Annotated in this window: 23 protein-coding genes; 7 read left to right on the top strand and 16 right to left on the bottom strand. The window is 62.4% G+C overall.

What is annotated here, in order from left to right; all coding sequences use genetic code 11:
- Positions 1-64: 64 nt before the first annotated feature.
- From BM079_RS07690 to BM079_RS16585, 4 genes are all read right to left on the bottom strand, one after another.
- Positions 65-1,327 carry a D-mannose isomerase gene (locus BM079_RS07690; protein WP_090133263.1) on the bottom strand — a complete coding sequence of 421 codons (1,263 nt, stop codon included), beginning with the start codon at positions 1,325-1,327 and terminating at the stop codon, positions 65-67.
- 137 nt (positions 1,328-1,464) lie between these two features.
- A complete protein-coding gene (locus BM079_RS07685) occupies positions 1,465-2,328 on the bottom strand; it encodes an SDR family oxidoreductase (RefSeq protein ID WP_090132584.1) in 864 nt (287 codons plus the stop codon).
- A 63-nt stretch (positions 2,329-2,391) separates the two neighbouring features.
- Positions 2,392-2,736 carry an EthD domain-containing protein gene (locus BM079_RS07680; RefSeq protein ID WP_090132581.1) on the bottom strand — a complete coding sequence of 115 codons (345 nt, stop codon included), beginning with the start codon at positions 2,734-2,736 and terminating at the stop codon, positions 2,392-2,394.
- A gap of 11 nt (positions 2,737-2,747) precedes the next feature.
- On the bottom strand, positions 2,748-3,590 hold the full coding sequence (locus tag BM079_RS16585; protein WP_175489637.1) for an antibiotic biosynthesis monooxygenase: 843 nt from the start codon (positions 3,588-3,590) through the stop codon (positions 2,748-2,750).
- Between the two features lie 151 nt (positions 3,591-3,741).
- Here BM079_RS16585 and BM079_RS07665 point away from each other — a divergent pair, with 151 nt between their 5' ends.
- Positions 3,742-4,437, top strand: a complete 696-nt coding sequence (locus tag BM079_RS07665) for an IclR family transcriptional regulator (protein ID WP_090132574.1) — start codon at positions 3,742-3,744, stop codon at positions 4,435-4,437.
- A gap of 118 nt (positions 4,438-4,555) precedes the next feature.
- On the top strand, positions 4,556-5,179 hold the full coding sequence (rhtB, locus tag BM079_RS07660; RefSeq protein ID WP_090132571.1) for a homoserine/homoserine lactone efflux protein: 624 nt from the start codon (positions 4,556-4,558) through the stop codon (positions 5,177-5,179).
- Positions 5,180-5,183: 4 nt separating this feature from the next.
- Here rhtB and BM079_RS07655 read toward each other — a convergent pair whose 3' ends face one another.
- The 5 genes from BM079_RS07655 to BM079_RS07635 form a co-directional block, all read right to left on the bottom strand.
- A complete protein-coding gene (locus BM079_RS07655) occupies positions 5,184-6,167 on the bottom strand; it encodes an ATP-grasp fold amidoligase family protein (RefSeq protein ID WP_175489636.1) in 984 nt (327 codons plus the stop codon).
- A gap of 247 nt (positions 6,168-6,414) precedes the next feature.
- Positions 6,415-7,926, bottom strand: a complete 1,512-nt coding sequence (locus BM079_RS07650; protein ID WP_090132564.1) for a tripartite tricarboxylate transporter permease — start codon at positions 7,924-7,926, stop codon at positions 6,415-6,417.
- Positions 7,927-7,929: 3 nt separating this feature from the next.
- Positions 7,930-8,403: a tripartite tricarboxylate transporter TctB family protein gene (locus BM079_RS07645; protein WP_139215277.1), complete on the bottom strand. Its 474-nt coding sequence runs from the start codon at positions 8,401-8,403 to the stop codon at positions 7,930-7,932.
- An 89-nt stretch (positions 8,404-8,492) separates the two neighbouring features.
- A complete protein-coding gene (locus BM079_RS07640) occupies positions 8,493-9,446 on the bottom strand; it encodes a Bug family tripartite tricarboxylate transporter substrate binding protein (protein WP_217639651.1) in 954 nt (317 codons plus the stop codon).
- Between the two features lie 100 nt (positions 9,447-9,546).
- On the bottom strand, positions 9,547-10,587 hold the full coding sequence (locus tag BM079_RS07635) for a 4-hydroxythreonine-4-phosphate dehydrogenase PdxA (RefSeq protein ID WP_090132558.1): 1,041 nt from the start codon (positions 10,585-10,587) through the stop codon (positions 9,547-9,549).
- Positions 10,588-10,843: 256 nt separating this feature from the next.
- On the opposite strand from BM079_RS07635, the gene BM079_RS07630 reads away from it, so the two are divergent.
- Positions 10,844-11,518: a GntR family transcriptional regulator gene (locus BM079_RS07630; protein WP_090132555.1), complete on the top strand. Its 675-nt coding sequence runs from the start codon at positions 10,844-10,846 to the stop codon at positions 11,516-11,518.
- On the opposite strand, the gene BM079_RS07625 is transcribed toward BM079_RS07630, so the two are convergent.
- The 6 genes from BM079_RS07625 to BM079_RS07600 all read right to left on the bottom strand — a co-directional run bounded on the left by BM079_RS07625 (position 11,502) and on the right by BM079_RS07600 (position 18,142).
- Positions 11,502-12,305 (bottom strand): ABC transporter ATP-binding protein, encoded by an 804-nt coding sequence (locus BM079_RS07625; protein ID WP_090132552.1) that lies wholly within the window; start codon positions 12,303-12,305, stop codon positions 11,502-11,504. The two genes, BM079_RS07630 and BM079_RS07625, sit on opposite strands and share 17 nt — an antisense overlap.
- 36 nt (positions 12,306-12,341) lie before the next feature.
- The gene (locus BM079_RS07620; protein ID WP_090132548.1) at positions 12,342-13,394 is read right to left on the bottom strand and encodes a FecCD family ABC transporter permease; all 1,053 of its coding nucleotides are present in this window, start codon (positions 13,392-13,394) and stop codon (positions 12,342-12,344) included.
- Complete coding sequence (locus BM079_RS07615; protein ID WP_175489635.1) at positions 13,391-14,446, bottom strand: ABC transporter substrate-binding protein; 1,056 nt, start codon at positions 14,444-14,446, stop codon at positions 13,391-13,393. Before BM079_RS07615 ends, BM079_RS07620 begins: the two co-directional genes overlap by 4 nt.
- Positions 14,447-14,588: 142 nt before the next feature.
- On the bottom strand, positions 14,589-15,785 hold the full coding sequence (locus tag BM079_RS07610; RefSeq protein ID WP_090132541.1) for a multidrug effflux MFS transporter: 1,197 nt from the start codon (positions 15,783-15,785) through the stop codon (positions 14,589-14,591).
- 117 nt (positions 15,786-15,902) lie between these two features.
- Positions 15,903-17,123 (bottom strand): pyridoxal phosphate-dependent aminotransferase, encoded by a 1,221-nt coding sequence (locus BM079_RS07605; RefSeq protein ID WP_090132538.1) that lies wholly within the window; start codon positions 17,121-17,123, stop codon positions 15,903-15,905.
- Between the two features lie 74 nt (positions 17,124-17,197).
- Positions 17,198-18,142 carry a LysR family transcriptional regulator gene (locus BM079_RS07600; protein ID WP_090132536.1) on the bottom strand — a complete coding sequence of 315 codons (945 nt, stop codon included), beginning with the start codon at positions 18,140-18,142 and terminating at the stop codon, positions 17,198-17,200.
- 182 nt (positions 18,143-18,324) lie between these two features.
- Here BM079_RS07600 and BM079_RS07595 point away from each other — a divergent pair, with 182 nt between their 5' ends.
- The 4 genes from BM079_RS07595 (at position 18,325) to BM079_RS07580 (ending at position 23,067) form a co-directional block, all read left to right on the top strand.
- The gene (locus BM079_RS07595) at positions 18,325-19,716 is read left to right on the top strand and encodes a GntP family permease (protein ID WP_090132533.1); all 1,392 of its coding nucleotides are present in this window, start codon (positions 18,325-18,327) and stop codon (positions 19,714-19,716) included.
- Between the two features lie 85 nt (positions 19,717-19,801).
- On the top strand, positions 19,802-20,770 hold the full coding sequence (locus BM079_RS07590; protein WP_090132530.1) for a sugar phosphate isomerase/epimerase family protein: 969 nt from the start codon (positions 19,802-19,804) through the stop codon (positions 20,768-20,770).
- Positions 20,771-20,820: 50 nt separating this feature from the next.
- Positions 20,821-21,771 (top strand): 3-hydroxyacyl-CoA dehydrogenase family protein, encoded by a 951-nt coding sequence (locus BM079_RS07585; RefSeq protein WP_090132528.1) that lies wholly within the window; start codon positions 20,821-20,823, stop codon positions 21,769-21,771.
- Between the two features lie 156 nt (positions 21,772-21,927).
- Complete coding sequence (locus BM079_RS07580; RefSeq protein WP_090132523.1) at positions 21,928-23,067, top strand: aldo/keto reductase; 1,140 nt, start codon at positions 21,928-21,930, stop codon at positions 23,065-23,067.
- 83 nt (positions 23,068-23,150) lie between these two features.
- Here BM079_RS07580 and BM079_RS07575 read toward each other — a convergent pair whose 3' ends face one another.
- On the bottom strand, positions 23,151-24,002 hold the full coding sequence (locus BM079_RS07575; RefSeq protein WP_175489634.1) for a GNAT family N-acetyltransferase: 852 nt from the start codon (positions 24,000-24,002) through the stop codon (positions 23,151-23,153).
- Between the last annotated feature and the right edge of the window lie 98 nt (positions 24,003-24,100).

Here is a 24,100-nt window from a genome sequence, read left to right as displayed (position 1 = left end):
TCGTGTCGATGCCCGGCGCCTTCAGCCAGGGCTCAAGCCAAAGGGCCGGGACCTCATCTCCGGGCTAGAGGGCGCCGTCAGCGATCGCCCGCGCCAGGGTAGGCGCCAGCGGCAGGCGTGGCAGCAGCGTGGCCTGATAGGCGTGATAGAGATCCGGCTTGCCGGACCAGACGCTGCTCGAAGGGCGGTTGTGGCGGTCAACTTCCTGCGCCCAGCTGCCATGCTCGCGATCGATCATGAAGCGGTCGATGTAGTCCCAGAAGCAGCGATACCAGCGCTCGTAGCCCTCATCGCCGGTGCGCTTGAGCAGCATGGCGGCGGTGGAGGATGCTTCGGCCACGACCCAGTGCATGCGCTCGTGCACCACCGGCTGATTGTCCCAGTCGTGGGTATAGATCAGCCCGGGCTCGCCATCGACGTGCCAGGCCAGTTCGGTGGCGCTGTGAAACAGACCACGGGCGTCCTCGATCAGCCAGCCCGGGGCGGGCTCACCATGGCGCAGCAGGCTGCCTTCCAGGTGCAGCAGCAGTCGTGCCCACTCGAAGGCGTGGCCCGGCGTGGCACCATAAGGGCGGAACGGGTCGCCGGGCTTGTCCTGGTTGTAGTCGCGCCACTCCTGCCAGTGGCTGTCGAAGTGCTCGACCACGCGATAATCGTTGGGCCGGGCATGGGCGTGGATGATCCTTTCGATGATCGACAGGGCACGCTGACGCCATTTGGCGTCCTCAAGCACGTCGGCGAGCTGCAAAAAGGCTTCGGTGGCGTGCATGTTGCTGTTGCCGCCACGATAGGCCTCATCCTCGGACCAGTCACGAGAAAAGCCTTCACGCAGCCGCCCTTCGTGTTCATCCCAGAAGTGCGTCTCGAGGATATCGATGATGTCATCAAGCAGCGGGCCGGCCTCTTCGTGGCCGGCCTGCCAGGCGCTGGCGGCGGCCAGTGCCACAAAAGCATGGATATAGGCCTGCTTGGTCTGTGTCTCGCCCTCGCGTGGTAGCGCGCCATACCAGCCACCGTGTTCGCTGTCGTGCAGGGCACCCCGCAGTGCCACCACGCCGTGCGCTACCAGTGGCATGGCGCCTGGTTCACCGCGCATGGCCGCCAGTGCGTAGCAGTGGGTCATGCGCGCCGTGATCATGGTGTCGGGGCGCGCGCCGTCGGGCAGGCGCCCCTGGTCATCCAGCGCCGCGAAGCCGCATTCGGGATGGCGAGAGGCACGGTAGAAGGCCAGCAGGCGCTCACCCTCGGCCTCGAGCCAGTGATGATGCGAGGGGCGATCCAGCCAGCTGTTCTGATGCGGGGGAAGGTTCGATGTTGTTCCGGGCATATCGGGCAGGGCCTCCTTCGCCCCGGGTAGTGAGATGTCGGCCACCATTGATGAGGCCGGAGCACACAAATGTCCATGCCACCCTGGTCGACCGGAGGGTGCCTGCGGGCACTCCCCGGTCTTCCGGCCGGCAGGGATCAGCCGTTGACCACGACACCCCCGTTGGGATGCAGCGTCTGGCCGCTCATGAAAGCGGCGTCCAGCGAGGCCAGAAACACATAGCATGGCCCCAGCTCCCAGGGCTGGGCAGCGCGGCCCATGGGTGTCTCCGAGCCGAAATCTTCCAGCATCTGCGGGTCGTGGGCGCCCAGCGTGGCCGGCTGAAGCGGCGTCCAGACCGGCCCGGGGGCGATCGCGTTGACCCGAATGCCGCGACCCACGACCTGGTTGGAGAGCGAGCGGGTGAAGCTGATGATCGCGCCCTTGGTGGCACTATAGTCGACCAGAAAGTCGGGACCGATATAGGCGTTCACCGAGGCGGTATTGATGATCGCATCGTCTTCGCCCAGATACGGCAGCGCGGCCTTGGTCAGGTAGAACATGCCGTGCATGTTGGTGGCAAAGGTCTGCTCCCACTGCTCGTCGCTCAGCTCGGTCAGACTGGTGCTGACCTGTTGGGTGCCGGCGTTATTGACCAGGATGTTGAGTCCACCGAAGTGATCGATCACTTTCTGCAGTGATGCCCGGCAAAAGGCGGCATCACGAAGATCACCCGCGATCAGCAGGCAGCGCTGACCCTCGGCTTCCACCAGCCGCTTTGTCTCTTCAGCATCGTCTTCCTCGCTGAGATACATCACGGCCACATCGGCGCCCTCACGGGCGAAGTGGATCGCCGCTGAGCGACCGATGCCACTGTCGGCACCGGTAATCAGGGCAATTTTGCCTTCCAGCTTGCCGCTGCCGCGATAGCCCGGGCGGATGAACTCGGCGGGCGGCTGCATCAGCCCTTCCTTGCCGGGCAGTTCCTGCTGCTGGGCATGAATCTCGGTTTTGCTGACCATGGGGCCACTCCTTGCGTGATGGTTTGATGAAAAAAGAGTGTAGAGCCGGGGCTCCATCGGTGTTCAAGAGGCGATGATTTCGGTCTGTTCGCCGACCAGAATCAGGGTGTTGTCGTGATCGAGAAAGGTCTGCTCGTCAGGGAAGACCTTCTCCTTGTAGGTTTTTGAGCCCAGTACGGCCTGCATGCCTTCAATGCTGTCGAACCAGAGCTCGGCGGTGCCGTCGAAGTCGGCCTGCGGTACGGGAAAATCCCCCTCCGACGGATGGGTCTGGATATAGCGCAGCACATGCTGCGCGGCTTCCGGAATGGAGCGAAACAGCGGGCCGTGGGTCTCGATATGGTGGCGCACGAACTCGGCATGGCTGATATCGGGGTGGCGTTTGAGCAGCATGGTCATCTTGATCATGGCGAAATACCTCAGGGGTGTGGGGTCCAGCGCAGGGTTTTGGCCTCGTCGGCGTTGCCGGGCGTGTTCGAATAGTCGATGCCGTCCGGGTAGCTCAGCAGTTCGACCAGCATTCCCCAGGGGGTACGGCCATAGACGCCGGCGTTACGGGGCCCGTTCTCCACGCCGGCAAGCGGGTGGGTCGGCGACAGCAGCTCGCCGCCGGCAGCCTCAAAACGCTGTACGGCAGTCTTGATGTCATCGACATAGAGGCCAAAGTGGGTCAGGCCGATATCCTGCAGTCGTGGTGGTGCCTGCTGCTCGCCATCTTCCATCTGGAAGATTTCGAGACAGGGACCGTTGCCGATGCGCATCAACCGCATGTGCACGATGCGGGTGCCGGCGCTCAGGCCGAGCTCCTTTTCCGGACCTTCGCCCGCCATGTCGTCGCCATCGCGCGGTAGCACGTCATACACGCGACGGGCGCCGAAGGCGTCGGCAAAAAAGAGCGACGCAGCCTGGACATCCGGCACGGTCAGGCCGACGTGATCAATGGCGCGAATGTCGGCAGGTGAATCGTCCGGCTCGCCGAGTGGCGCAAGCTCGGTAACACTGGAAGCGCCGCCTTCGGCAAGCGACTCGAGCGCCGCATTGAACTGCTGCGTATGTGGCATGGCCAGATGGCGCTGGAAGGCGTCGTCGTCGCGGTACTCCTCGATGATGACAAAACCCGAGGCGTCGCTGGCCTCGTGGGTTTCGAAGCGGATATTGCCGGCCTCCCGGCGTACCCGGCGGGCCAGCGCTTCAACGTGATGCCTGACCTGCGACGTTTGACCCTCGACAGGCGTAATGCGAGCCATCATGGAACGTGTCATGTTGAACTCCCTTCTGGATTGCCGCGTGCGGCGATGAAAAAGGCGATCCTTTATCCAAGTGTGAATAACGTTAAATTTAGTATCAAAGAAATATTTTTCAAATAAGTTATAAATATTCAATAATAGTGAATATTTCGGAAGGTTTTTGTCCATGATCCAGTCCATTGAGCGGGCACTCCATATTCTGGAATGCATTGCCCATGCCGGCGGTAACCTGCGCCTGCAGCAGATTGCCGAGGCCACCGAACTCAAGACCACAACAGCGCACAACATTCTCAAGACGCTGGGGGCGCTCGGATACGTGCGCCGTCGGCCGAACGACACCCGTTACTATCTGGGGGACCGTATTCTTAATCTCGCGCGCATTGCCGGTGATGACAGCGGATTGCGTCGACGGCTGCGCCCACGCCTTGAAGCCATGGCCGAGGCCAGCGGTGAGACGGTGTTTATGGCGGTGCCCTCCGGCGATGAGGTGTTCTTTCTGGATGCCATCGAAAGCCCTGAAACCCTGCGCGCTTCCAGTCAGCAGGGGGAGCGCACACCGATGGAAGGCTCGGCCATTGGTCTGCTGTTTCTGGCTTTCATGCCGATACTCAGACAGCAGCTGTTGTCATTGCATGCCAGTCGAATCGGCCCTGATGTTGCCGGTGAGATCGATCGCATCGCCGAGCGCGGCTATGCCGTGGATGAGGAAAACTATCTGCCGGGGCTCAATGCCGTGGCCGTTCCCTGGCTGGAAGAGGGCGAGCTGCGGGCCGGCTTTGGCATCGCCGGGCCGAGCGTGCGCATGCCGGCCTCAAGGCTTGAAACGCTGGCGGCGCTGATGACCGAGCTGTGCCGGACGTGATGCCGGAAGGCACCAAAACACGGTGATGAAGCCTGTCAGAGTCGATGGGCGATATTTCTCCATCGAAGGCATCGGCGTAATATAGGCCCCTCCTGTCTCCTGCCCTGGGAATGCCGTCATGTCCGCTGAACTCTTCTGGGCCTTTCTGGCCGCCTCCATTCTGATCAGCATTACTCCCGGGGCGGGCGCCATCAACACCATGTCCAACGGTCTGCGCTATGGGCTCAAGCGAACCCTGCCGGCCATTCTGGGTCTTCAGGTGGGGCTTGGCATCCAGATTCTGGTGGTGGGGGCCGGTCTGGGGGCGCTGCTGGCCTCGTCAGAGCTTGCCTTCATGGTGATCAAATGGGTGGGCGTGGCGTATCTGATCTATCTGGGTATCAGCAAATGGCGCGAGAAGGCCATGGATATCGAGGCCTCCTCAGGTGATGCGCCTCGTGAGGCGGCGCTCACGCGCTTCTGGAAAAGCGTGCTGGTCAATGTGACCAACCCCAAGGCCACCATTTTCATGATCGCGCTGCTGCCGCAGTTTCTTGACCCGGCGCTGTCGCGGGTGACGCAGTTGACCGTCATGGGGGCGACCATGATCGGGATCGATATTCTGGTGATGTGCGGCTTTGCCGGTCTGGCCACCCTGGTGGCGCGCTGGCTGCGCTCACCGCGCCAGCAGCGCCTGCTCAATCGCCTGTTTGGTGGGCTTTTCGTGTTCGTGGCCGGGCTTCTGGCGACCTGGCGGGCGTGAAGCGTTATTCGATGTCGGGCCAGGGCATGTCGACCGTCTCGGGATATGGCATTGGTGTGAAGGGTTTTCTCAGTGGCTGCATCAGCTGGCCCCACCATCGATCATGTGCGGGCGTTCTGAAGTTCTTGAGCCCCCCGGTCGGGGTGAAGGTGATCTCGCCAAAGTAGACGTGCCCGGCCGTCAGATAAAGATCGACCCGGGCAAAGTCAAACCCTTCCGAGAGTCTTTTGGCCACCTCAATGGCCTCATCAAGCTTTTCAGGCTTCGGGAGACGCCGCCCGGTGGTGAACTTCTCCTGAACGACCTCTACCAGGTTCCAGTCGACGTCATAGTAATCCACGGCAAAGTCGGTGAAGCGGTCCTGCACCACTTCGATATAGATCTCGGGGTCGCGCCGGTCTGGGCGTCGAAAACAGTAGAACTTGAAGTCCATAGGCGGACGGTCGTATTCATCCAGCAGCAGCTTTTCAAACAACAGCCGGGGCTGAATCCTGCGGTAATGAGACTCGCGGCTCACGAGATAGTAATCGGCGGCCAGCCAGTGTCGGCCGATGCCTGCCAGCTGCTGGCAGGAGTAGGTGTGCTTGTCGCGCACCAGCAGATTGAAGCCCGAGCCGTGGTTGCCCTTCATGACAAAGCTTTCCGGTAGCGCCTGATACAGCTCCGGGGTCAGCTCGGTGGTATGGCCATGACACGGAATCAGATATTCGTCACCCACGGTGGCCGCCACATAGTCACGCACCGCATGCTTGTCGCTCAGGATCGTATAGACCGGTTCGGGATCAAAACGCCGGCAACAGATCTTCTCATTGAAGGTCTGCGGGTTGTTCAGATTCGGAAACCGGCCGAATTCACGCCGATAAACGAGTGAGATATACAGTTTGTCATTGACGCGTGATGTTACGGATCTGCGTGCCTTTCTGGCCAGTGCACCGGACAGCACGCCGAGCGTTGTCCGCCCTCTGTCGTCGGATGATGTGCCGCTCATGCCCCATAATCCCTTGCTTTCAGAGGAGAAATGCTTCGTCCTCATCGATTGATTATTCTGGATTTCGTCATGTGACATTCTGCTTCTAGACGTCACTGTGCTGGAAAAGACCTGTTTCGGGCTTAAGAGACCCTGAAGGAGAGGTTTGAGCGGCTTGCGCCCATTTGCAGTCAGCGCTGATTGAGAGGGATATAAAAACCCGACGGCAAGCGTCGGGCAGTAGCAGACCATGATCGGCACGCGGACTTCAGGAGCGTGCTCGCTGTTCAAATCCGCCATGATGGGCCTTTCTTTTCTGTCGCCATCGGGCGAGCAGCGGCGCACAAAGGGTCAGAAGCGTCAGGGCAAAAAACGCCAGTGCGATGGGGCGGGTGAACATCAACAGCCAGTTGCCGTCATACATCGCGACACTCTGGTCCAGACGCTGTTCCACCATGGCGCCCAGCACCAGGCCAATGGCCAGCGATACCACTGAAAAGCCGTAGCGCTGCATCAGAAACCCGATCACCCCGAAGGCCAGCGTAATGTAGATATCAAACACCGACTGGCGAATAGCGTAGGCACCGAGTACCGAGAACATGAACACCAGCGGCCACAGGATCGGTATCGGCATCTGAGTGATGCGGGCATAGATTCTGGCACCGCCAAGACCTACGCCAATGAACAGGATATTGCCCAGCAACAGCGCGGCAAAAAGCGCGCTTAAAAGATTGGTTTGCTCGTTGAAGAGAGTGGGTCCGGGCTGTACGCCCTGTGCCAGCAGGCCGGCCAGGATGATGGCGGCGGTAGGGCTGCCGGGAATGCCGAGCGCCAGGGTCGGCACCAGCGAGCCGCCGACCGCCGAATTATTGGCCGCTTCGGACGCCGCGACGCCTTCGATGGCGCCATGGCCGAACTCCTCCCGGTTTTTGGAAGTACGCCGCGCCTCGTTGTAGCTGATCATCGAAGCGATGGTCGCCCCTTCTGCCGGCAGGACACCGATGAAGGTACCGATGCCGGTAGAGCGCAGGACGGTATTCCTGATGCGTCGGATATCGGCCCAGGAGGGCAGTCGTGTGGCGCTCATGCCAATGACTTCGCGCTTGACCCCCAGCTCGGTGGACTGACGCAGAAATTCGGCAATGCCGAAAAGGCCGATCATGATCGGTACGAAACCGATACCGTCGTAGAGCGCGTCGCTGCCAAAGGTGTAGCGCTCGATGCCGGTGGCCAGATGCACGCCGACGGTGGCGATCAGCACGCCCAGCGCGCCGGCGATCAGGTTTTTGGCCGGTGACCCGCCGCCAATGGTGGCCAGCATCGACAGACCGAAGATGGTCAGCGCAAAGTACTCGGGCGGACCGAACTGATAGGCGATGCCGGCCAGAAGCGGAGCGGCAAACAGCAGAAAGAGCACACTGATCACGCCCCCGAAGCTTGAGGACAGTGTTGCAATGCCGATGGCCCGGCCTGCTTCGCCCTTGCGGGCCAGTGGGTAGCCGTCCAGGCAGGTGGTGGCCGAGGCGGAGGTCCCGGGGGTATTGATCAGTATCGCCGTGATACAGCCGGCAAACGTTGAGGAGCCATAAATGGTGGCCAGCACCACGACCGCCGAGATGGGGTCCATGGTCAGGGTGAAAGGCAGTACCAGCGCGGCACCGGTGGTGCCGCTGAGCCCGGGCAGCACGCCGATCACGGTTCCTGCCAGGGTGGTAATCACGATCAGCAGGAGCAGATCGGGGTCGGCCAGCGCGCCAAATCCGGAGAGAATCAGATCCATGGCTCAGCTCCATTGATAATAAAGATTCATGAGCGGACTACGCGGGAAGCGAACCTCAAAGACCATATCGAACAGCACGATCGCCGCCAGCGGTGCCAGCGCCATGATGATCAGCATCAGCGGCCGACGTTCACCCCACATCAGGGCGGCCCCAAGCGTTACAGCGATCAGCGCCACCAGAAAAAGATTGAGCACCAGCAAAGCGGCAAACAGCGCCATCAGGATCAAGGTGAGATAGTAGATGCGTGGCAGTGCGGTTTGCGGCGCCGGCGGGTGACGCAGATCCTGCAGGAAAGCGATGAGCGCCAGGGCCACGGTCAGACCGGCGACCAACTGCGGAAAGGTGGCCGGCTGCATGCCGCGCGCCAGAATGGCTGGCACCTCGTCAAAGCTGAAGGCGCGCAGTATGGCCAGCAGAGCCACCAGCGTGACAACCGCCAGGGGGATGGCAGCGCGCAGGGTAAAGGTACTTCGCATGAAGACCTCGATCACATGAAAGGGATGTCAGTAATGGGCAGGTGGTCAGTACGACCACCCGTCCTCCTGCCTGTCATCTACTGCATGCCTCAGGGCTTGATATACCCAAGCTCGATCAGCGCCTGATTCATTCGGGCCACAGAACTGTCCATCTGTTCTCCCCAGACTTCAGCGCCGGCGACGGACGTCTTCGGATCCAGCCCCATGGTGCTGGTCAGGAATTTACCGAACTCTTCGTCCTGCATGCCTTCCATCATGACGGTACGCAGTTTTTCGACCACGGCGTCGGGGGTACCCTCACGTACTGCGAAACCGCGCACGGTCGAATAATTGGCATCGATGCCCAACTGCTCGGTGGTGGCCACATCCGGGGCTTCTGCCAGCGGCTCGTCGGACATGACCACCATCGGGCAGATGGTACCGGCCTCGATCTGTGACGAGGCTTCGCCGTAGTTCATGACCGCTACGTCGATATTGCCGCCGACCAGGTTGGTCTGCAGCTCGCCACCCCCCTTGAAGGAGACGATATTGGGCTGAGCGATATCGGCCGCTCTGCCGAACATGAAGGCAGAGACATCGTCAATGTTGGCCACATGGGTGACGCCATAGCGCAGCGCCTTGTCCTTCTGGGCATCAATGAACGACTTGGCGTCTTCATAGGCGCCGCATTTGGTCATCAGCACCTGAGGGTCGTTGGTGGCACGTGCAATCGGGATCAGTCCGGTGGCCTCGGTCTCGCCATTTTTGGCCTGACGCACGGCGTGGCCGGTGGTCCAGGTCAGGACGGTATAGCCATCTGCCGGGCGCTGACCAAGATATTTCAGTGACGCATCACCTGCGCCGCCGGGTTTGTTGACGATGACCATATCGGTCTCCATTAGCGGTTCAACCGAGCGCATCATGGCACGCGCGGTCAGGTCGGTGCCGCCGCCGGCGCCGGAGTGGGTGACCACCTCGATCGTATCGTTCGGGAACTCCGAGGCCTGTCCATGTGCTGCCAGACCCAGTGCGACCATGCCGGCCGCCAGTACGGAAACTTTCATGTGCTTCTCCCGGTGAGCGTCACTGCATTATCGGACGCTGCCTGTATCGGTCGTTGTCTGATCAGGACAGCGCGCTGCTTGAAGCGTGAATGATCGCCTTTCAGGCGGTCGCTTGTTGCTGAAGGCGTGAGGCCATTTTTGCGGCCAGCAGCAGGGCCTGGCGCGAGGCGCCAATATCGGCAATGCCGCGACCGGCGATGTCATAGGCGGTGCCATGCGCGGGCGTGCAGACCGGGAACGGGAAGCCGCCCAGCATGGTGACGCCGCTGTCAAAGCCCATCAGCTTCATCGCGATCTGGCCCTGGTCGTGATACATGGTCAGCACCGCGTGGTAACCCTCGCGTGGCGCCCGAAGAAAGACGGTGTCGGCGGGAAAGGGGCCGACGGCTTCGATGCCGCGTTCGGCGGCCTGTTCAACGGCGGGGGCAATGATCTCTTCCTCTTCGCTGCCGAAATTGCCACCGTCACCGGCGTGAGGGTTGAGCCCTGCCACGGCGATGCGCGGCGACTCGATCCCGGACTGGCGCAGACACTGATCGGTCAGCGCCAGCTCCTCGAGGATGGCGCCCGGGCTCAGCGATTCGGCCACCTTTGCCAGCGGGATATGCGAGGTCACCCGCGCATTCCAGATGTTGTCCAGAATGTTGAATTCACGTGCCTTGCCCTCGAAGCCAATGGCGCGAGTTACAAATCGAATCTCGTCGTCGTAGTCGGGGTTGGCATAGCGCATGGCCTGCTTGTTGAACGGCGTAAAGCAGACCGCTTCGACATGGCCGTCGCCGGCCAGTGCCAGTGCTTCATTGAAATTGCGTGAGCAGAACGTGCCGCCTGCCAGCGATGGAACGCCCTGCTCGATCTCTTCAGGCGTCAGGTGGCCAAGATCCACGAAGGCGACCTTATCCGGTGCACTGCCCTTCAACGCCTCAAGGGTAGTGTCGACCAGTTCCGGGGAAAGTCCTGCTGCACGGGCGCCTTCATCAAATATGCGTCGGTCACCGATGATAACCAGTCTGGCGGCGGCATTGACCTGCTCATCGGCGGCCAGGCGGGCCGTCAGTTCCGGACTGATACCGGCAGGATCCCCCATGGCAAGTGCAATCAGGGGACGGTGCGTTTCAGAGGCGTGTGGCGTGTTGGTCATGTCGTGTCTCATCGTGAACGAACAGGAAAGCAGCTTGACGATGAGCGTGCGCCTTAATGCATAATGTATACATTATACGTTGGTCCCAGAAACATGGTTCTGGTCCTGGTCATAAGTCGTGGTTCGTTTTATCGCCTTCCCTGAAATGATGCCGTACGCCTTCGGGAAATCGACGAGCGTCTGGCAGCCATGTCCTGTCAGACTATATGGAAAGGCCCGGGCTTACCGATTCAACCGCCGGGCGAGAGGATACGAGATGACAAAGACACGGGACCTTCGTGACGCTGCTGGTGCCATTTCCCGGCATTCGCTGCACGATGCGATTACCAGTCACCTGCGCGACATGATCATTGAGGGCGAGCTGGAGCAGGGTGAGCGGATTTATGAAGGGCCCCTGTGCGAAACGCTGGGGGTGTCGCGTACGCCGCTGCGAGAGGCACTGCGCTTTCTGGCCAGTGAAGGGCTGGTCGAGCTAGTGCCCCAGCGTGGGGCCCGCGTGCGTCAGTTTTCAGCGCGGGATGTCGAGGACATGCTGGTGCTGATTCGTTCACTGGAGGAGCTGGCGGCACGGCTGGCCTGTGAGCGTGCCACACAGGAAGAGATCATTGAGGTGCGAGCGCTGCATGATGACATGATCACCCATTATCATTCGGGAAATCGGCTCGATTATTACAAGACAAATCAGCAGATTCACACCGCCATCGTGGCGCTTTCCCACAATGAACCGCTGGTACAGATGCATGCTTCCCTGCAGTCAAAGCTCAAGCGTATCCGGTTTATCGGCCATGACGGCCCTGAAAAATGGGCCGCGGCAGTGCAGGAGCACGAGCTGATCATGGCAGCGCTTGAGCGTCGCGACGAAAACGCTTTGGTGGCCGCACTGGGAGAGCATCTGGGTTATGCCTGGCAGCGGGTCAGGCATATGGTGTGAGGGGTGCCTGGGTGCTCGTGTCCCGTCGCGGCAGATAGTGCACGTGCAGGCAGCCGTGATGGGGAGAGCGCTCGATCACGGTCTCCACGCCATAGACCTCAAGAATGCGCTGCGAAGTCAGTACTGACTCCGGTTTGCCGGCTGCGGCCAGGCGGCCTTCCTTTAAAAGCACCAGCTGGTCGCAGAACATGGCCGCCAGATTGAGATCGTGCAGTGCCATGACGCAGGTGGTGGACAGGCGCCGAACGAGGGCGAGAATTTCCAGCTGGTGCTGAATATCCAGATGGTTGGTGGGCTCGTCGAGCAGCAGTTCCTGCGGGCGCTGGGCGAGCGCTCGGGCAATGTGGACACGCTGGCGCTCGCCGCCGGACAGCGTGTGCCAGCTCTGATGACGCCTCGTGGTCATCCCGACCTGAGCAAGCGCCTGCTCGACGGCGGCGCTGTCCTCCTCGTGCCAGCCGCTGAGGATCGAGCGCCATGGAGTGCGGCCAAGGCGCACCACATCCAGTACGGTGACATCGGCATCGGTGGTGGCGTTCTGCTCTACCAGCGCCAGCCGCCGTGCGATCTCGCGTCGGCTCAGCTGTTCAAGCGGGGCATCGTCAAAGGTCACGACGCCTTCGGTCGCGCGACGCAGGCCGCAAAGCAGTCGCAACAGCGACGACTTCCCCGAGCCGTTGGGGCCGAGCAGCCCGACGGTTTCGCCGGGGGTGATGGCAAGGCTGACGTCATCGACAATCAGGCGGCCGGCCGTGGACCAGCTCACCCCGTGGGCCTGGATCGACATCTCACGCCTCCCCGGGTAAGTAAGTAATCGCTTTTGTCATAGCGGCGGTCTGGCGCGGTAGAGGATGAGGGCAAAGACCGGCGCCCCCACCAGTGCCGTCACTACGCCAATGGGCAGGCTCTGATGCGGCAGAATCACTCGTGAGACGATATCGGCCAGTACCATGAAGATCGCGCCGATCAACAGTGAGGCCGGCAGCAGACGCACGTGCGCCGTGCCGACAATAAAGCGTGCGGCGTGAGGAATGACCAGGCCCACAAAGCCGATGGCCCCGACCATGCTGACCATGGTGGCGGTCATCAGCGCTGTGATGGCAAACAGGATCAGTCGTACGGCGCCGACCGGAATGCCCAGTGCGGCGGCGGCGTCCTGACCGAAGGTAAAGGCGTCCAGCGCCCGTGCAAACAGCAGACAGATCACAAAGCCCGGTAGCACCACCGACAGCGCCAGCGTCACATCCGGCCAGCGTACCCCGCCCAGATTGCCCAGCAGCCAGAACATGATGCCGCGCACCTGTTCGGCACTCGCCGAGGTGCTGATCACCCAGGCCGTGAGCGCGTTGAACAGCTGAGAGCCGGCAACGCCGGCCAGAATGATTCGGTTGGGGCTGCTCGAAGCGCCGCGGGACAGTGCCAGCACGACCGCGAAGGCCCCCAGTGCCCCCAGAAAGGCCCCAAGCGACAGACCCACCGCGCCGCCGCCCGCGCCGAGCACCATAATGGCCACTGCGCCGGTCGAGGCGCCGGCCGAAATGCCCAGCACATAGGGCTCGGCCAGCGGATTGCGCAGCAGCGCCTGCAAAATGGCCCCGCACAGCGACAGCCCGGCACCGCAGCAGGCCGCCACCAGTGCCCGGCTCAGACGATATTCGCGAATGATGCTCTCATGGATGCGATCAAGTGGGTACTCACTTACCCCAAGCGCGTTACCCAGTGCCTTGAAAGTCGTGATCAGTGGAATATGGATCTCGCCGATCGACACGGCCAGCGCCATGGACAGCGTCAGAATGGCCAGCGCCAGCACGATCAGGCCCAGATGCAGGCCCTGACGGTGTCCGGTGCGGGCAAACCGGGCCGGGATCAGGCTCATGGGGTTTCGTTCGATGCGTCGGTATCGGTCAGGCCCAGCCCCTTCAGACCTTCGGCCACGGTTTCGAGGCCTTCGACGGTGCGCAGGGTCGGGTTCATCGCCTGGGCATCCAGCACGATGAAGCGATGATGACGTACCGCGCTCATCTCGCGGGTGACCGGGTCATGCTCGAGAAAGTCGATCTTTTGGCTGATATCGTCGGCCGGAAAATTGCGACGATTCATTTCGCCCAGCACGATCACGTCCGGGTCCATCGATGCGATGCGCTCCCAGCTCACCGCCGGCCACTCCTCATGGCTATCGATCACGTTGTGCGCGCCCAGCGTCTTCATGATATAGCCCGGCGCGCCCAGTGTTCCGGCCACCCAGGCATCGCCCGTGAGTTCGGCACTGGAAAACCACCACACCATGGAAAGATCCTGAGGCATGCCGGCGGCTTCAGAGACCGCCCGGGTCTCACGCGCCTGCAGCGTGTTTATCAGCTCATTACCGCGATTGCTCACGTCGAAAATGTCGGCAAGCTCCTCGATTTCGCGGTAGACCAGCGCCATGTCAAACGCCTTCGTGCGGGCGCCATCGCTATTGGCGTCACCGCCGTAGACCCGCCCCACGCAGTCGGTCGGGGAGAGATAGGTCGGCACGCCAAGCGAGGCGAATTGCTCGCGGCTCGCCACACGTCCCCGGGGGCCGACATCGGTTTCGAACTGCGCCGCCACCAGATCAGGATCTTGCCCCAATACGCTTTCGAACCCGGGAACGGTGCTGGAGAGTCGCGGTACGCGATCGTTGGCGGCTCTGAGCGTGTCCGGCACCTCACCGATCCACACGGCGCTGGCGGCCATGTGATCGGCAAGCCCCAGCGAAAGCAGGATCTCGGTGGTGTTCTGACCGATGCTGACCGCCCGCTGCGGCGGCGCTTCGAACGTGATCTGCCGGCCGCAGTTGTCCAGCGTGACCGGGTAGTGATCGTCACTGTCGCTGGCATGCGCTTGAAGGGTGGGCGTCATGAGCAGCAGGACCAGCAACGCAGGGCGAAATAGAGCGGAGAGCATCAGAGGGTGTCCGGTGAGCAGGCGGTGGATCAAGCCGTGAACATACCCGACGAACCCGGCCGACAAAAGCGAGCAGGATTCAGCCGGGCATGGCGCATTATTCATGCAGGCGGCTCGGGCCCTGTTGTTTAGAACATGAGGCTCAGGTCCATGAGCGCTCCTGACGCAGTGACAGCACCAGCATCCACAGACACACCGCTGAACTGGCCGCCATGGCCAGCACCACGGCGGTTACCGATTCCGGCAGTCGGGAAGACAGGGCGCTGACCATGCCGGCAATGCCGAACTGCGAGGCGCCCAGCAGCGCCGCGGCGGTGCCGCTGTTAACCCCGAAGTACTCGATGAACGAGGCCTGGATGTTGGGGGCAATCGCGCCGACCATGCCGATGCTGACCATCATGGTCGGCAAAAAGAGATACAGCGGTGCCTCGAAGACACTTGCCAGCAGCGCTGCGACAACGGCTGCGGCCTGAATGCAGGTCGCCACGCGCAGGATGCGCCGTGAGCCGAAACGCTCCAGCAGGGAGCGGTTGGTCAGATTGGCGGCCAGCATGACGATCACGTTGGCGCCAAACAGCAACCCGAAGGTGTGCTCATTGGCGCCAAAGTGGGTCTGATAGACAAAGGAGGCGTGGGTAACAAAGATCATCAGCACTGAAAACGAGGCGGCCTGCCAGAACAGAAAGGGCAGTGCCTGACGGGTCGCCAGCACCTGAGCGTAGCGCCTGATGATATTGACCTTCGGCCCCGGCGCCGCTTTGGGTGCCGCGTCGGTCGCCTTGAAAGCCACCATTTTCAGCAGCGGAATGACCAGCAGGGCATAAAGCGCCAGAAACAAAAAGATGAACGACCAGCCGCCCAGACTCAGCAATGCCCCACCCACGGTGGGCGCGATCCCCGGGGCCACCACCATGATCAGGCCGATCAGGCTGAAAAGACGCGCGGCCTCGACACCCTGAACACGGTCACGCACCAGCGCCGGCACCGACACCAGCGTCCAGCCGGCGGCAAAGGCCTGCAGGGCGCGAAAGGCCAGCAGGCTTTCAATCTGCTCGCTTTGCCAGATCAGAAGGCTGGCCACGCTATAGAGGATCAGCCCGGAAAACATGATCCTTTGACGTCCGAGCTGATCGGACAGCGGTCCGCCCACGAGCTGACCGATCGACATCGTGAAGATATAGACCGATACGCTCAGGGAGACATCGCTGATCGACACGCCCAGCGATTCGGCCATGGCAGGAAAGGCAGGCAGATAGGCGTCAAGCGAAAAGGGGCCGATGGCGGCCGTCAGCGCCAGCACGACGGCCAGCGAGAGGTGAGAAGGGGTTCTGGATGCCATGAAGGGTGTCTGCCTGAAATCGATCGGGGAAGTGAAGCCGTCATTATGGCGACATGAGAAACATTATCAACGCGCCGCCGGCCGGCCGCCCCGAAGAGGCGACCGGCGAGCGCGGGTTCAGTCGTTCACGGCAGGTGCTGTCAGCGTACGGCAGGCCTGGTCGATGCGCGCACAGGCTTCCCCCAGACGTTCGGTGGCGGCGGCAAAGGAGATGCGACACCAGGGGGCCAGACCAAAGGCCGTGCCCGGAACCACCGCCACATGGGCCTGCTCGAGCAGAAACTGCGCCACGTCCACATCACTTTCGAGCACGTCTCCCTCGGGGGTCTGGCGACCGAGCAGTCCCTGACAGCTGATAAAGAGATAGAACGCACCTTCAGGGGCGCGACACGACAGACCGTCAATGGCATTGATGGCCTCGGTGCACATGTCGCGGCGCTGGCGGAAGATTTCGAGATGCTCCGTTAGAAAGTCGCGGGGGCCATTGAGGGCTTCCACGGCCGCGGCCTGCGAGACCGCACTCGGGTTGGTGGTCATCTGACCCTGCAGCATCGCCATGGCGCGAATAAGATCCTTCGGGCCTCCGCCAAAGCCGATGCGCCATCCGGTCATGGCGTAGCCCTTGGACACACCATTGACGGTCAACACGCGCTCAAACAGCTCGGGGACTACGGCGGCCAGGGTGGCAAAGGCCCAGTCGTCGTAGGCGAGATACTCATAGATGTCGTCGCTGATCACGAACACGCCGGGGTGGCGCTTCAGTACCTCGCCCAGTGCGACAAGCTCTTCGCGGTGATAGCCGGCGCCGGTCGGGTTGCCGGGGGAGTTGAGGATCAGACATTTGGTCTTCGGAGTGATGGCGGCTTCGAGCTGCTCGGGGGTGAGCTTGAAGCCCTGGTCGTCGCCGCACTCGACACAGACCGGCATGCCGCCGGCCAGGCGCACCATGTCCGGATAGGAGACCCAGTACGGCGCTGGAATGATGACTTCATCATCCGGGTCGATCAGGGCGAACAGCGCGTTGAAGATGACCTGCTTGCCGCCGGTGCCCACCGAGATCTGATCGGTGGCGTAGTGCAGGCCATTGTCCCGCTCGAACTTCGCCACCACCGCCTGCTTGAGCTCGGGCGTGCCATCGACATCGGTATAACGGGTATGGCCCTCGTCAATGGCGCGCTTGCCGGCCTGGGCGATGTGCGTGGGCGTGTCGAAATCGGGTTCGCCCTGTGAAAGCGAGATGATATCGAGCCCTTCCCGGCGCAGTTCGGCGGCGCGGCGCGAGATTTCAATGGTGGCCGAAGGGGCAATCGTCCCCATGCGGCGAGCAAGCGTGGTCATGATCGGCGTTCCGGTCAGCAGGAGAGAGTTCACCAGAGTAACGGCTTTGACCGCAAGCGACCACGGCGCGCCAATCAGGTCGGGGTCTGGCGAATCAGCTGACGCAGCAGGCGCATCATGGCGGCCACGCCCGGTGGCAGCTGCTGACGGCGCAGACTGACCAGTCCGTAGGGCTGCACGCTCAGACGTTTGGACAGTGCGATGATGCGAAAGCGCTGCGGATCGCACAAGAGTTCCGCCACGCCGCGGGTCGCCACGGTCAGAAACGACGAGGCGTTGACCAGCGCCAGAGAGGTGGTCAGATCCGAGGTATCGACGATCCAGTGGGGCGGTTCCAGACCGCGGTGGCGGACCAGGTCATCGACGCGCTGGCGCATCAGGGTACCGGGGGGCTGCAGCGCCCAGGGATAGTCGACCATGGCGGAGAGATCCGGCACCGGCTGCTCGGCCAGCGGATGGCTTCGGCTGCAGACGAAGCAGATCTCCTCCTCGCCGATCTCCTCGAACACGAAGTGCTCGCCCGAGAAGCCGGCCGGAATGCGAGAGATTACAAAATTGTAATGACCGTCTAGCAGTCCGGAGATCAGGGCGCGGCTGACGTCCACGTGGACGTTGATACGAAGTCCCGGTCGCTCGCCGTGCATCTGTTCGATGGCGCGGGTCAGCAGGGCCACGGCAGGCTCCATCACCGTGCCGACCCGGACCAGACCTGCGTGCCCGGCGCGGATGGCGTTGAACTCCTCCCCGGCGCGCTCGAGCTCGTCGATGATGGTCCGGGCGCGGCGGATCATCAGTTCGCCATAGAGATTGGGCGACAGGCCCCGACCGTGGCGCTCGAACAGCGGGGTGCCCAGACGCTCCTCGAGTTCGATCAGAAGCCGGGAGGCCGCCGGCTGACTGATGCCCAGTACTTCGGCGCTGCGATGCAGGTTGCCCTGCTCGCCAAGGGCCACAAAGAGTTGCAGGTGACGCAACTTTAGTCTTGATCGGAAAAACCAGTCTTCCGGCAGAGTCCCCATGTCGTGCGGCTCGTTATCAAATTAATATCAAAAGTGTTATCAATTTCCGGCATGACCGGCATTGGTCGGGTATTGCCCGGGGAAGATATCGTCTGCGCTATCGGACTTACAGCGATGTAAGGCATTTTGCGACCAATGGCGTATCGAATGATCGAGCGCCATGGCCTGTCCCGGAGCCGGTTATGCCCAGCGCCCCTGAAGCCGCCTTATCCACACCTCTTCTGCTTTCGATCTCGGCACTGGCGATCGCCATTTTGCTGCTGCTGATCATTCGTATCCGTTTACATCCCTTCTTTGCGCTGGTCATCGTCAGTATCGGTACGGCACTGGCGACCGGCATCGGCGTCAGTGATCTGGTCAGCACCCTGACCGGCGGCTTTGGCAAGACGCTGGGCAACGTGGCCATGCTGATCGGCTTCGGTGCCGTGCTCGGGCGGATTGTGGCCGTCTCCGGCGGGGCGCGGGTGCTGTCTGACACTCTGATCCGCATCTGCGGGCGTAAACGCGCGCCGCTGGGGCTGTCGATCGCCGCGCTGTTGTTCTGCTTCCCGATCTTTCTGGACGCCGCCTACGTGGTGATGCTGCCGATCATCTTTGCCGTTGCCCGCGAGCTCAAGGGCTCGCTGCTGCTCTACGGGCTGCCGGTGGCGGGTTCGGCGCTGGTCATGCACGCCCTGATGCCGCCGCATCCGGGGCCGGTAGCCGCCGCCGTCTTTCTGCACGCCGACATCGGGCTGGTGCTGTTCGTGGGGCTTCTGGTCGGACTGCCCACCTGGTATGTCATGGGCTATCGCCTCGCCGTATGGCTGGCCAACAGGACACCGTTTCAGCCGGTGCCCGATGTGATGGGCGGGGAGGAAGACGACGGTGCGCCAGCGCCTGCCTTTGGCACCGTGCTGCTGGTGCTGCTGCTGCCGCTAGTGCTGATCTTTCTCAATACCGGTATCTCGACGCTGATGTCGGCCGGCATTCTGCCGGAAGACAACGCGCTGCTGGAGGCCTTCATCGTGATCGGCGAAACCCCGATTGCGCTGTTGATCAGCACCTGTGTCGCGATGTGGCTTTTGATCTTTCGACGCGGCATCACGTCGCCGATGGATGCCATCAACGACATCATCGAGAAGGCCCTGGCGCCGGTGTGCACCATCATCCTGATCACCGGGGCCGGCGGCATGTTCGGTGGCGTGCTCACCGCCAGCGGTATCGGCAATGCGCTGGCGGCAAGCCTTGATGCGATCGGCATGCCGCTGATTCTGGCCGGCTATCTCATCGCTTCGGTCATTCGTATCGCCCAGGGCTCGGCCACCGTGGCCGGTACCACGGCCGCCGGCATCATGGCGCCAGCGGTACTGGCGCAGCCGGAACTGGCCGGCATGCCGGCGGCCTGTATCACCACGGCGATCGTGGCCGGTGCCATCGGCTACTCCCACGTCAATGATTCGGGCTTCTGGCTGGTCGGCCGGTTCCTGCAGGTCGAGACCCGCACCATGCTGCGTACCTGGAGTGTGATGTCGACCGGTATTTCCCTGATGGCCTTTGGTCTGGCCTGGGTGCTGTTCGCGCTGGTGGCCTGACGCACAGGCACATGATCCGCGGGCCCGCGCCAGATTGCCGGGCCCTGAAGCAAGTCCCTGCAAGCCCTCACAAGGAGATGTACTCATGCCCTATACCGCTGATGACTGGCCGATCACGGCCGCGCTGCTGCAGTTTTCCGGAGTGGATGCCCAGGGGCGGGCCGTCAACGATGCCGACCCCTCGCACTGGCGCCGCGTGTTCGAGGAAGTCCGCGATGCCGGTTTTGACAACGCCGACCTGTTCGACAGCTGGATCAAGCCCGGTGACCTTTCGCGCGATCGGCTGGAAGCGCTCGGCGGCGCGGCAAAAGAGGTCGGCATCGGTCTGCCGTCGGTGTCGGCCATTCGCCGCAGCGTCATCGACGCCGAGCACGGCGAGGACAATCTGGCCTACAGCCACCGCACGCTGGAAGCCGCCGCCGCGCTGGGCTGTCGCGTGGTCTCCTTCGGGCTGCATCAGGCCCTGACGCCTGAACAGCAGAAGCAGCTGTGGTTCTGGACCGTGGAAGGCCACAAGGACCCGAAGGCCGATCGCGATATGTGGAATCTGGCCGTCAAGCGCCTGCAGGAGCTGGGCCGTCATGCCGACGATCTGGGCCTTCTGATGTCGCTCGAGATGTATGAGGACACCTATCTGGGCACCGCCGATTCCTCCGTGGCGCTGGTCAAGGACATCGGGCTGGATAACGTCGGCATCAATCCGGACGTGGGCAACCTGGTCCGCCTGCATCGCCCGATCGAGCCGTGGCTCGAGATCATGGAAAAGACCATGCCGTATGCCAACTACTGGCATGTCAAGAACTACATCCGCGACGAGGACGTGGCGCGTGACTACTACGTGGCCATGCCTGCACCGCTGGAGTCGGGGCTGATCAGCTACCGCAAGGCGTTCGAGATCGCCCTTGCCAACGGCTTCCAGGGCATCATCTGCACCGAGCACTACGGCGGTGATGGCCTGAGCGTGTCCAGCAGCAACCAGCGCTATCTGCGCGAAAAAATTCTGCCACGCACCTCCGATTATGCCCTCGGCAAGAGCCAGGTTCGTCAGGGCTGAAGGCCCGTGACGCGATATGACGACCCCATGAGTACAGGGAGTAATGTTTCATGACACGCAGGATTGCCATTGTCGGTTCAGGTTACATGGGCGGCGGTATCGCCCAGGTCATGGCGCTGGCCGGCGCCGAGGTACTGATCAGCGATGTGTCGCTTGAGGTCACTCAGGCCAACCGCGAACGACTGATCGAGGAAACCCGCAGGTTTGTCGCCGACGGCCTGTTCCCGAGTGACGCCGTCGAGCGCATCGAACGTCAGGTCAAGGTGGCCGAATCGATCGAGGATGCGGTGCGTGACGCCGACTTCATTGAGGAAGCGGTGCCCGAGAAGATCGACATCAAGCACGACATCTTCAAGCGCGTCAGTGCTGCCGCGCGACCGGATGCCATCATTGCCACCAACACCTCGACCATCTCGATTGCGAAGCTCTCCGAGGCCGTGACCAATCCCGAGCGTTTTCTCGGCGTGCATTTCTCCAACCCGTCGCCGTTCGTGCCGGGCGTGGAGATCATCCCGCATGAAGGCACCGCCCCGGACGTTGTCGAGCGCGCCTGCACCATCGTTCATGAAACCGGCAAGGAGACCGCTACGGTCAAGGACGTGACCGGCTTCGTGCTCAACCGCCTGCAGTACGCGCTGTTTCACGAGGCGACCCAGCTGCTGGAAGAGGGCGTGGCCAGCGCCGAGGACATCGATACCCTGGTGCGCACCACCTTTGGCTTCCGCCTGCCGTTTTTCGGCCCGTTCGCGATCGCCGACATGGCCGGTCTTGATGTCTACAACTTCTGCTATCAGTCGCTGCAGACCGACTTCCCCGAACGCTTTGCCACGCCCGAAGTGCTGAGCTCGCTGATCGAGCAGGGCAAGATGGGCACCAAGAGCGGTGGCGGTTTCACCGACGTGCCGGCCGAGCGTATCCCCGATCTGATCGCCTGGCGAAACCGGGCCTACGTGAAGCTCTCCGAGCTGATGAAGGAGCTCGGGCCGCCGCCGATGAAATAAGCGGATAACGTGAATCGACTGTCAACGCCCGCCCGGCATTGCCGAGCGGGCGTTTTTCTGTCTGAAAGGGGACTGATGGCATGGGTAGAGGACTGGAGGGGCCGGCAGTGCTGAACCAGGCTTGAGGGGCATTGACGTCATCATAGGGAGCGATACATGGCATCACGACGCGATTTTCTGGCCCTGAGTGCCGTGGCCGCCGCTGCAGGCATGGCCGCACCGCGACTCATGGCGGCAGAGAAGGGCAGCGATAGTGATCAGGGTCGGCGTGACGAGGCATTGCCGAACAATCCGCCGCTGACCATGGACCGCTTCCCTCCCGAACACAAATACGGGGTGGGCGGTACGCAAATGGGCAACATGTACCGGGTCACCTCCGACGAGGAGGCCCGGGCCATGCTGGCGGCCGCGTGGGAGGGCGGCGCGCGCTACTTTGATACCTCTCCCTGGTACGGCCTCGGGCTCTCGGAGCGCCGGCTCGGCCATTTCCTGTTCGACCGGGACCCGAGCCAGTATCTGCTCTCGACCAAGGTCGGGCGGCTGCTGACGCCCGACGCCTCGGTGGAAAGCGTCGGCATGTGGAAGGGCCACCTGCGTACCGACTATCGCTATGACTACTCCGCCGACGGCGTGCGTCGCTCGATCGAGGACAGCCTGCAGCGCATGGGCGTGTCCAAGATTGATCTGGTTTACATCCATGATCTGGCGCCGAGCAACGAGGACATGGGCGAGAAGTGGAAGGATTATTTCGAGATCGCCCGAAAGGGCGCCATCCCGGAGCTTGAGCGTCTGCGTGACGAGGGCATCATTGGCGGGTGGGGCATGGGCGTCAACGACATCGAACCGAGTCTGGCTGCCATGGAGGCCGGCGACCCCGATGTCATTCTGCAGGCCACGCAGTACACCCTGCTCAATCATCGTGATGCGCTGGATCGGCTGTTCCCGGCGTGTCGAAGGCATAACGTACCGCTGGTGATCGGTGCGCCGCTGGGATCGGGCTTTCTGGCCGGCAGTACCCACTGGATGTATGACACCAGCATCCCCGAGGGCCTTGAGCAGAAACGTGATCGCATCAGCGCCATCGCGGAAGCACACGGCACCGATCTGCGCACCGCAGCGCTGCAGTTCACGGCCGCTCCCGACGTGGTCGGTGCGACCATCCCGGGCGCGCGCACGGCTGAGCATGCCAGAGAAAATGACGCCTCGATGACCGCCGACATTCCAGCGGATTTCTGGACCGCCCTGAAATCGGAAGGCCTGATCGAGGAGGACGCGCCCGTGCCGGTGCAGCGCTGAGATTCAGGGGCGGTGGCCCTTTGAAAGGTTCGGGGGCCATGTTTCACGTGAAACATGGCCCCTTTTCATGATCGATCGATGGCCTAGCCCATGGCCTGGGTGATCAGGCCAAACCGCACCAGAGGGCCTTCTTCTACCTTCGGGCCGCGGCGCATGCGCACTACCCGGTCCACACAGGCCAGCCCCGCGGCGCTCAGCCAGTCGTCATCTTTCGGGTCGACCAGATCCAGACGCATGAAGGCGCCTTCGGCGCGCGCCAGCAGCGAGGTCACCAGCGTTCGGGCCTGTTCCGGCGTTTCGGCCATGACAGGGCCGATCTGCTCGCCGCGGCCGAAGGGGCGGCGCAGGGCCAGCCCCACCAGTTGCCCGTCGCGCTCGATGACGGCGCCGTCCGTGGCCTGACGCACTGCGGCGGCATGAACCGGATTGTCGGATGAGAGCGCCAAGGCGGCGTCCAGGTCGTGAGCGGCCAGCGGGCGCAGCCCATCGACGGTCGCGCCGGTCGGCACGATCGGGGCCACCGTGCCCTGATACTGGCAAACCGTATTGCACGGCGTGAAGCCCAGCTTTTGATAGAGCGGGGCGCCGGCCACCGTGGCCACCAGCAGCTGGGTGCGGTACCCGGCCAGTGCCATCAGGCGGTTCATCATCAGGCGTCCGAGTCCCTTGCCCTGCCAGTCACCACTGATGATGACCAGTCCCAGCGTGGCGGTGCGCCCCTGGGGCAGGCAGAAACCGGTGCCGATCAGCGCGCCCTCGGCGTCTTCCAGTGCCGTGCCGTGGCCAAGCTCGAGCGCCATGGTCCAGTCCTCTGGGCGATGGGGCCAGCCCAGCTGCCGTGACAGTGCGTGGGCCCGCGCGAGATCGGTATCGTGCAGCGGGCGCCAGCAGAGTTCGGAGGTATCGGCTGGATGCAGCGATGAGGATGAGGTCATGACAGCAGGTTCCCATGGAGGTATCAGCAGACAATGCTGCTGACTGTCGCACGCCGCCAATGATGTGTGCCATATCATTGAGGGCCTGAGAGGCAATT

Source organism: Kushneria avicenniae (assembly GCF_900112585.1).
Lineage (GTDB): Bacteria > Pseudomonadota > Gammaproteobacteria > Pseudomonadales > Halomonadaceae > Kushneria > Kushneria avicenniae.
Note: the sequence above shows the minus strand (reverse complement) of the source record. Positions and strands in the feature narration are given on the sequence as shown.

Bases quoted from the DNA above. Each gene is read 5' to 3' on its own strand.
- BM079_RS07690 (WP_090133263.1), bottom strand. From the start codon at position 1,327: ATGCCCGGAACAACATCGAACCTTCCCCCGCATCAGAACAGCTGGCTG.
- BM079_RS07685 (WP_090132584.1), bottom strand. From the start codon at position 2,328: ATGGTCAGCAAAACCGAGATTCATGCCCAGCAGCAGGAACTGCCCGGC.
- BM079_RS07680 (WP_090132581.1), bottom strand. From the start codon at position 2,736: ATGATCAAGATGACCATGCTGCTCAAACGCCACCCCGATATCAGCCAT.
- BM079_RS16585 (WP_175489637.1), bottom strand. From the start codon at position 3,590: ATGACACGTTCCATGATGGCTCGCATTACGCCTGTCGAGGGTCAAACG.
- BM079_RS07665 (WP_090132574.1), top strand. From the start codon at position 3,742: ATGATCCAGTCCATTGAGCGGGCACTCCATATTCTGGAATGCATTGCC.
- rhtB (WP_090132571.1), top strand. From the start codon at position 4,556: ATGTCCGCTGAACTCTTCTGGGCCTTTCTGGCCGCCTCCATTCTGATC.
- BM079_RS07655 (WP_175489636.1), bottom strand. From the start codon at position 6,167: ATGAGCGGCACATCATCCGACGACAGAGGGCGGACAACGCTCGGCGTG.
- BM079_RS07650 (WP_090132564.1), bottom strand. From the start codon at position 7,926: ATGGATCTGATTCTCTCCGGATTTGGCGCGCTGGCCGACCCCGATCTG.
- BM079_RS07645 (WP_139215277.1), bottom strand. From the start codon at position 8,403: ATGCGAAGTACCTTTACCCTGCGCGCTGCCATCCCCCTGGCGGTTGTC.
- BM079_RS07640 (WP_217639651.1), bottom strand. From the start codon at position 9,446: ATGAAAGTTTCCGTACTGGCGGCCGGCATGGTCGCACTGGGTCTGGCA.
- BM079_RS07635 (WP_090132558.1), bottom strand. From the start codon at position 10,587: ATGACCAACACGCCACACGCCTCTGAAACGCACCGTCCCCTGATTGCA.
- BM079_RS07630 (WP_090132555.1), top strand. From the start codon at position 10,844: ATGACAAAGACACGGGACCTTCGTGACGCTGCTGGTGCCATTTCCCGG.
- BM079_RS07625 (WP_090132552.1), bottom strand. From the start codon at position 12,305: ATGTCGATCCAGGCCCACGGGGTGAGCTGGTCCACGGCCGGCCGCCTG.
- BM079_RS07620 (WP_090132548.1), bottom strand. From the start codon at position 13,394: ATGAGCCTGATCCCGGCCCGGTTTGCCCGCACCGGACACCGTCAGGGC.
- BM079_RS07615 (WP_175489635.1), bottom strand. From the start codon at position 14,446: ATGCTCTCCGCTCTATTTCGCCCTGCGTTGCTGGTCCTGCTGCTCATG.
- BM079_RS07610 (WP_090132541.1), bottom strand. From the start codon at position 15,785: ATGGCATCCAGAACCCCTTCTCACCTCTCGCTGGCCGTCGTGCTGGCG.
- BM079_RS07605 (WP_090132538.1), bottom strand. From the start codon at position 17,123: ATGACCACGCTTGCTCGCCGCATGGGGACGATTGCCCCTTCGGCCACC.
- BM079_RS07600 (WP_090132536.1), bottom strand. From the start codon at position 18,142: ATGGGGACTCTGCCGGAAGACTGGTTTTTCCGATCAAGACTAAAGTTG.
- BM079_RS07595 (WP_090132533.1), top strand. From the start codon at position 18,325: ATGCCCAGCGCCCCTGAAGCCGCCTTATCCACACCTCTTCTGCTTTCG.
- BM079_RS07590 (WP_090132530.1), top strand. From the start codon at position 19,802: ATGCCCTATACCGCTGATGACTGGCCGATCACGGCCGCGCTGCTGCAG.
- BM079_RS07585 (WP_090132528.1), top strand. From the start codon at position 20,821: ATGACACGCAGGATTGCCATTGTCGGTTCAGGTTACATGGGCGGCGGT.
- BM079_RS07580 (WP_090132523.1), top strand. From the start codon at position 21,928: ATGGCATCACGACGCGATTTTCTGGCCCTGAGTGCCGTGGCCGCCGCT.
- BM079_RS07575 (WP_175489634.1), bottom strand. From the start codon at position 24,002: ATGACCTCATCCTCATCGCTGCATCCAGCCGATACCTCCGAACTCTGC.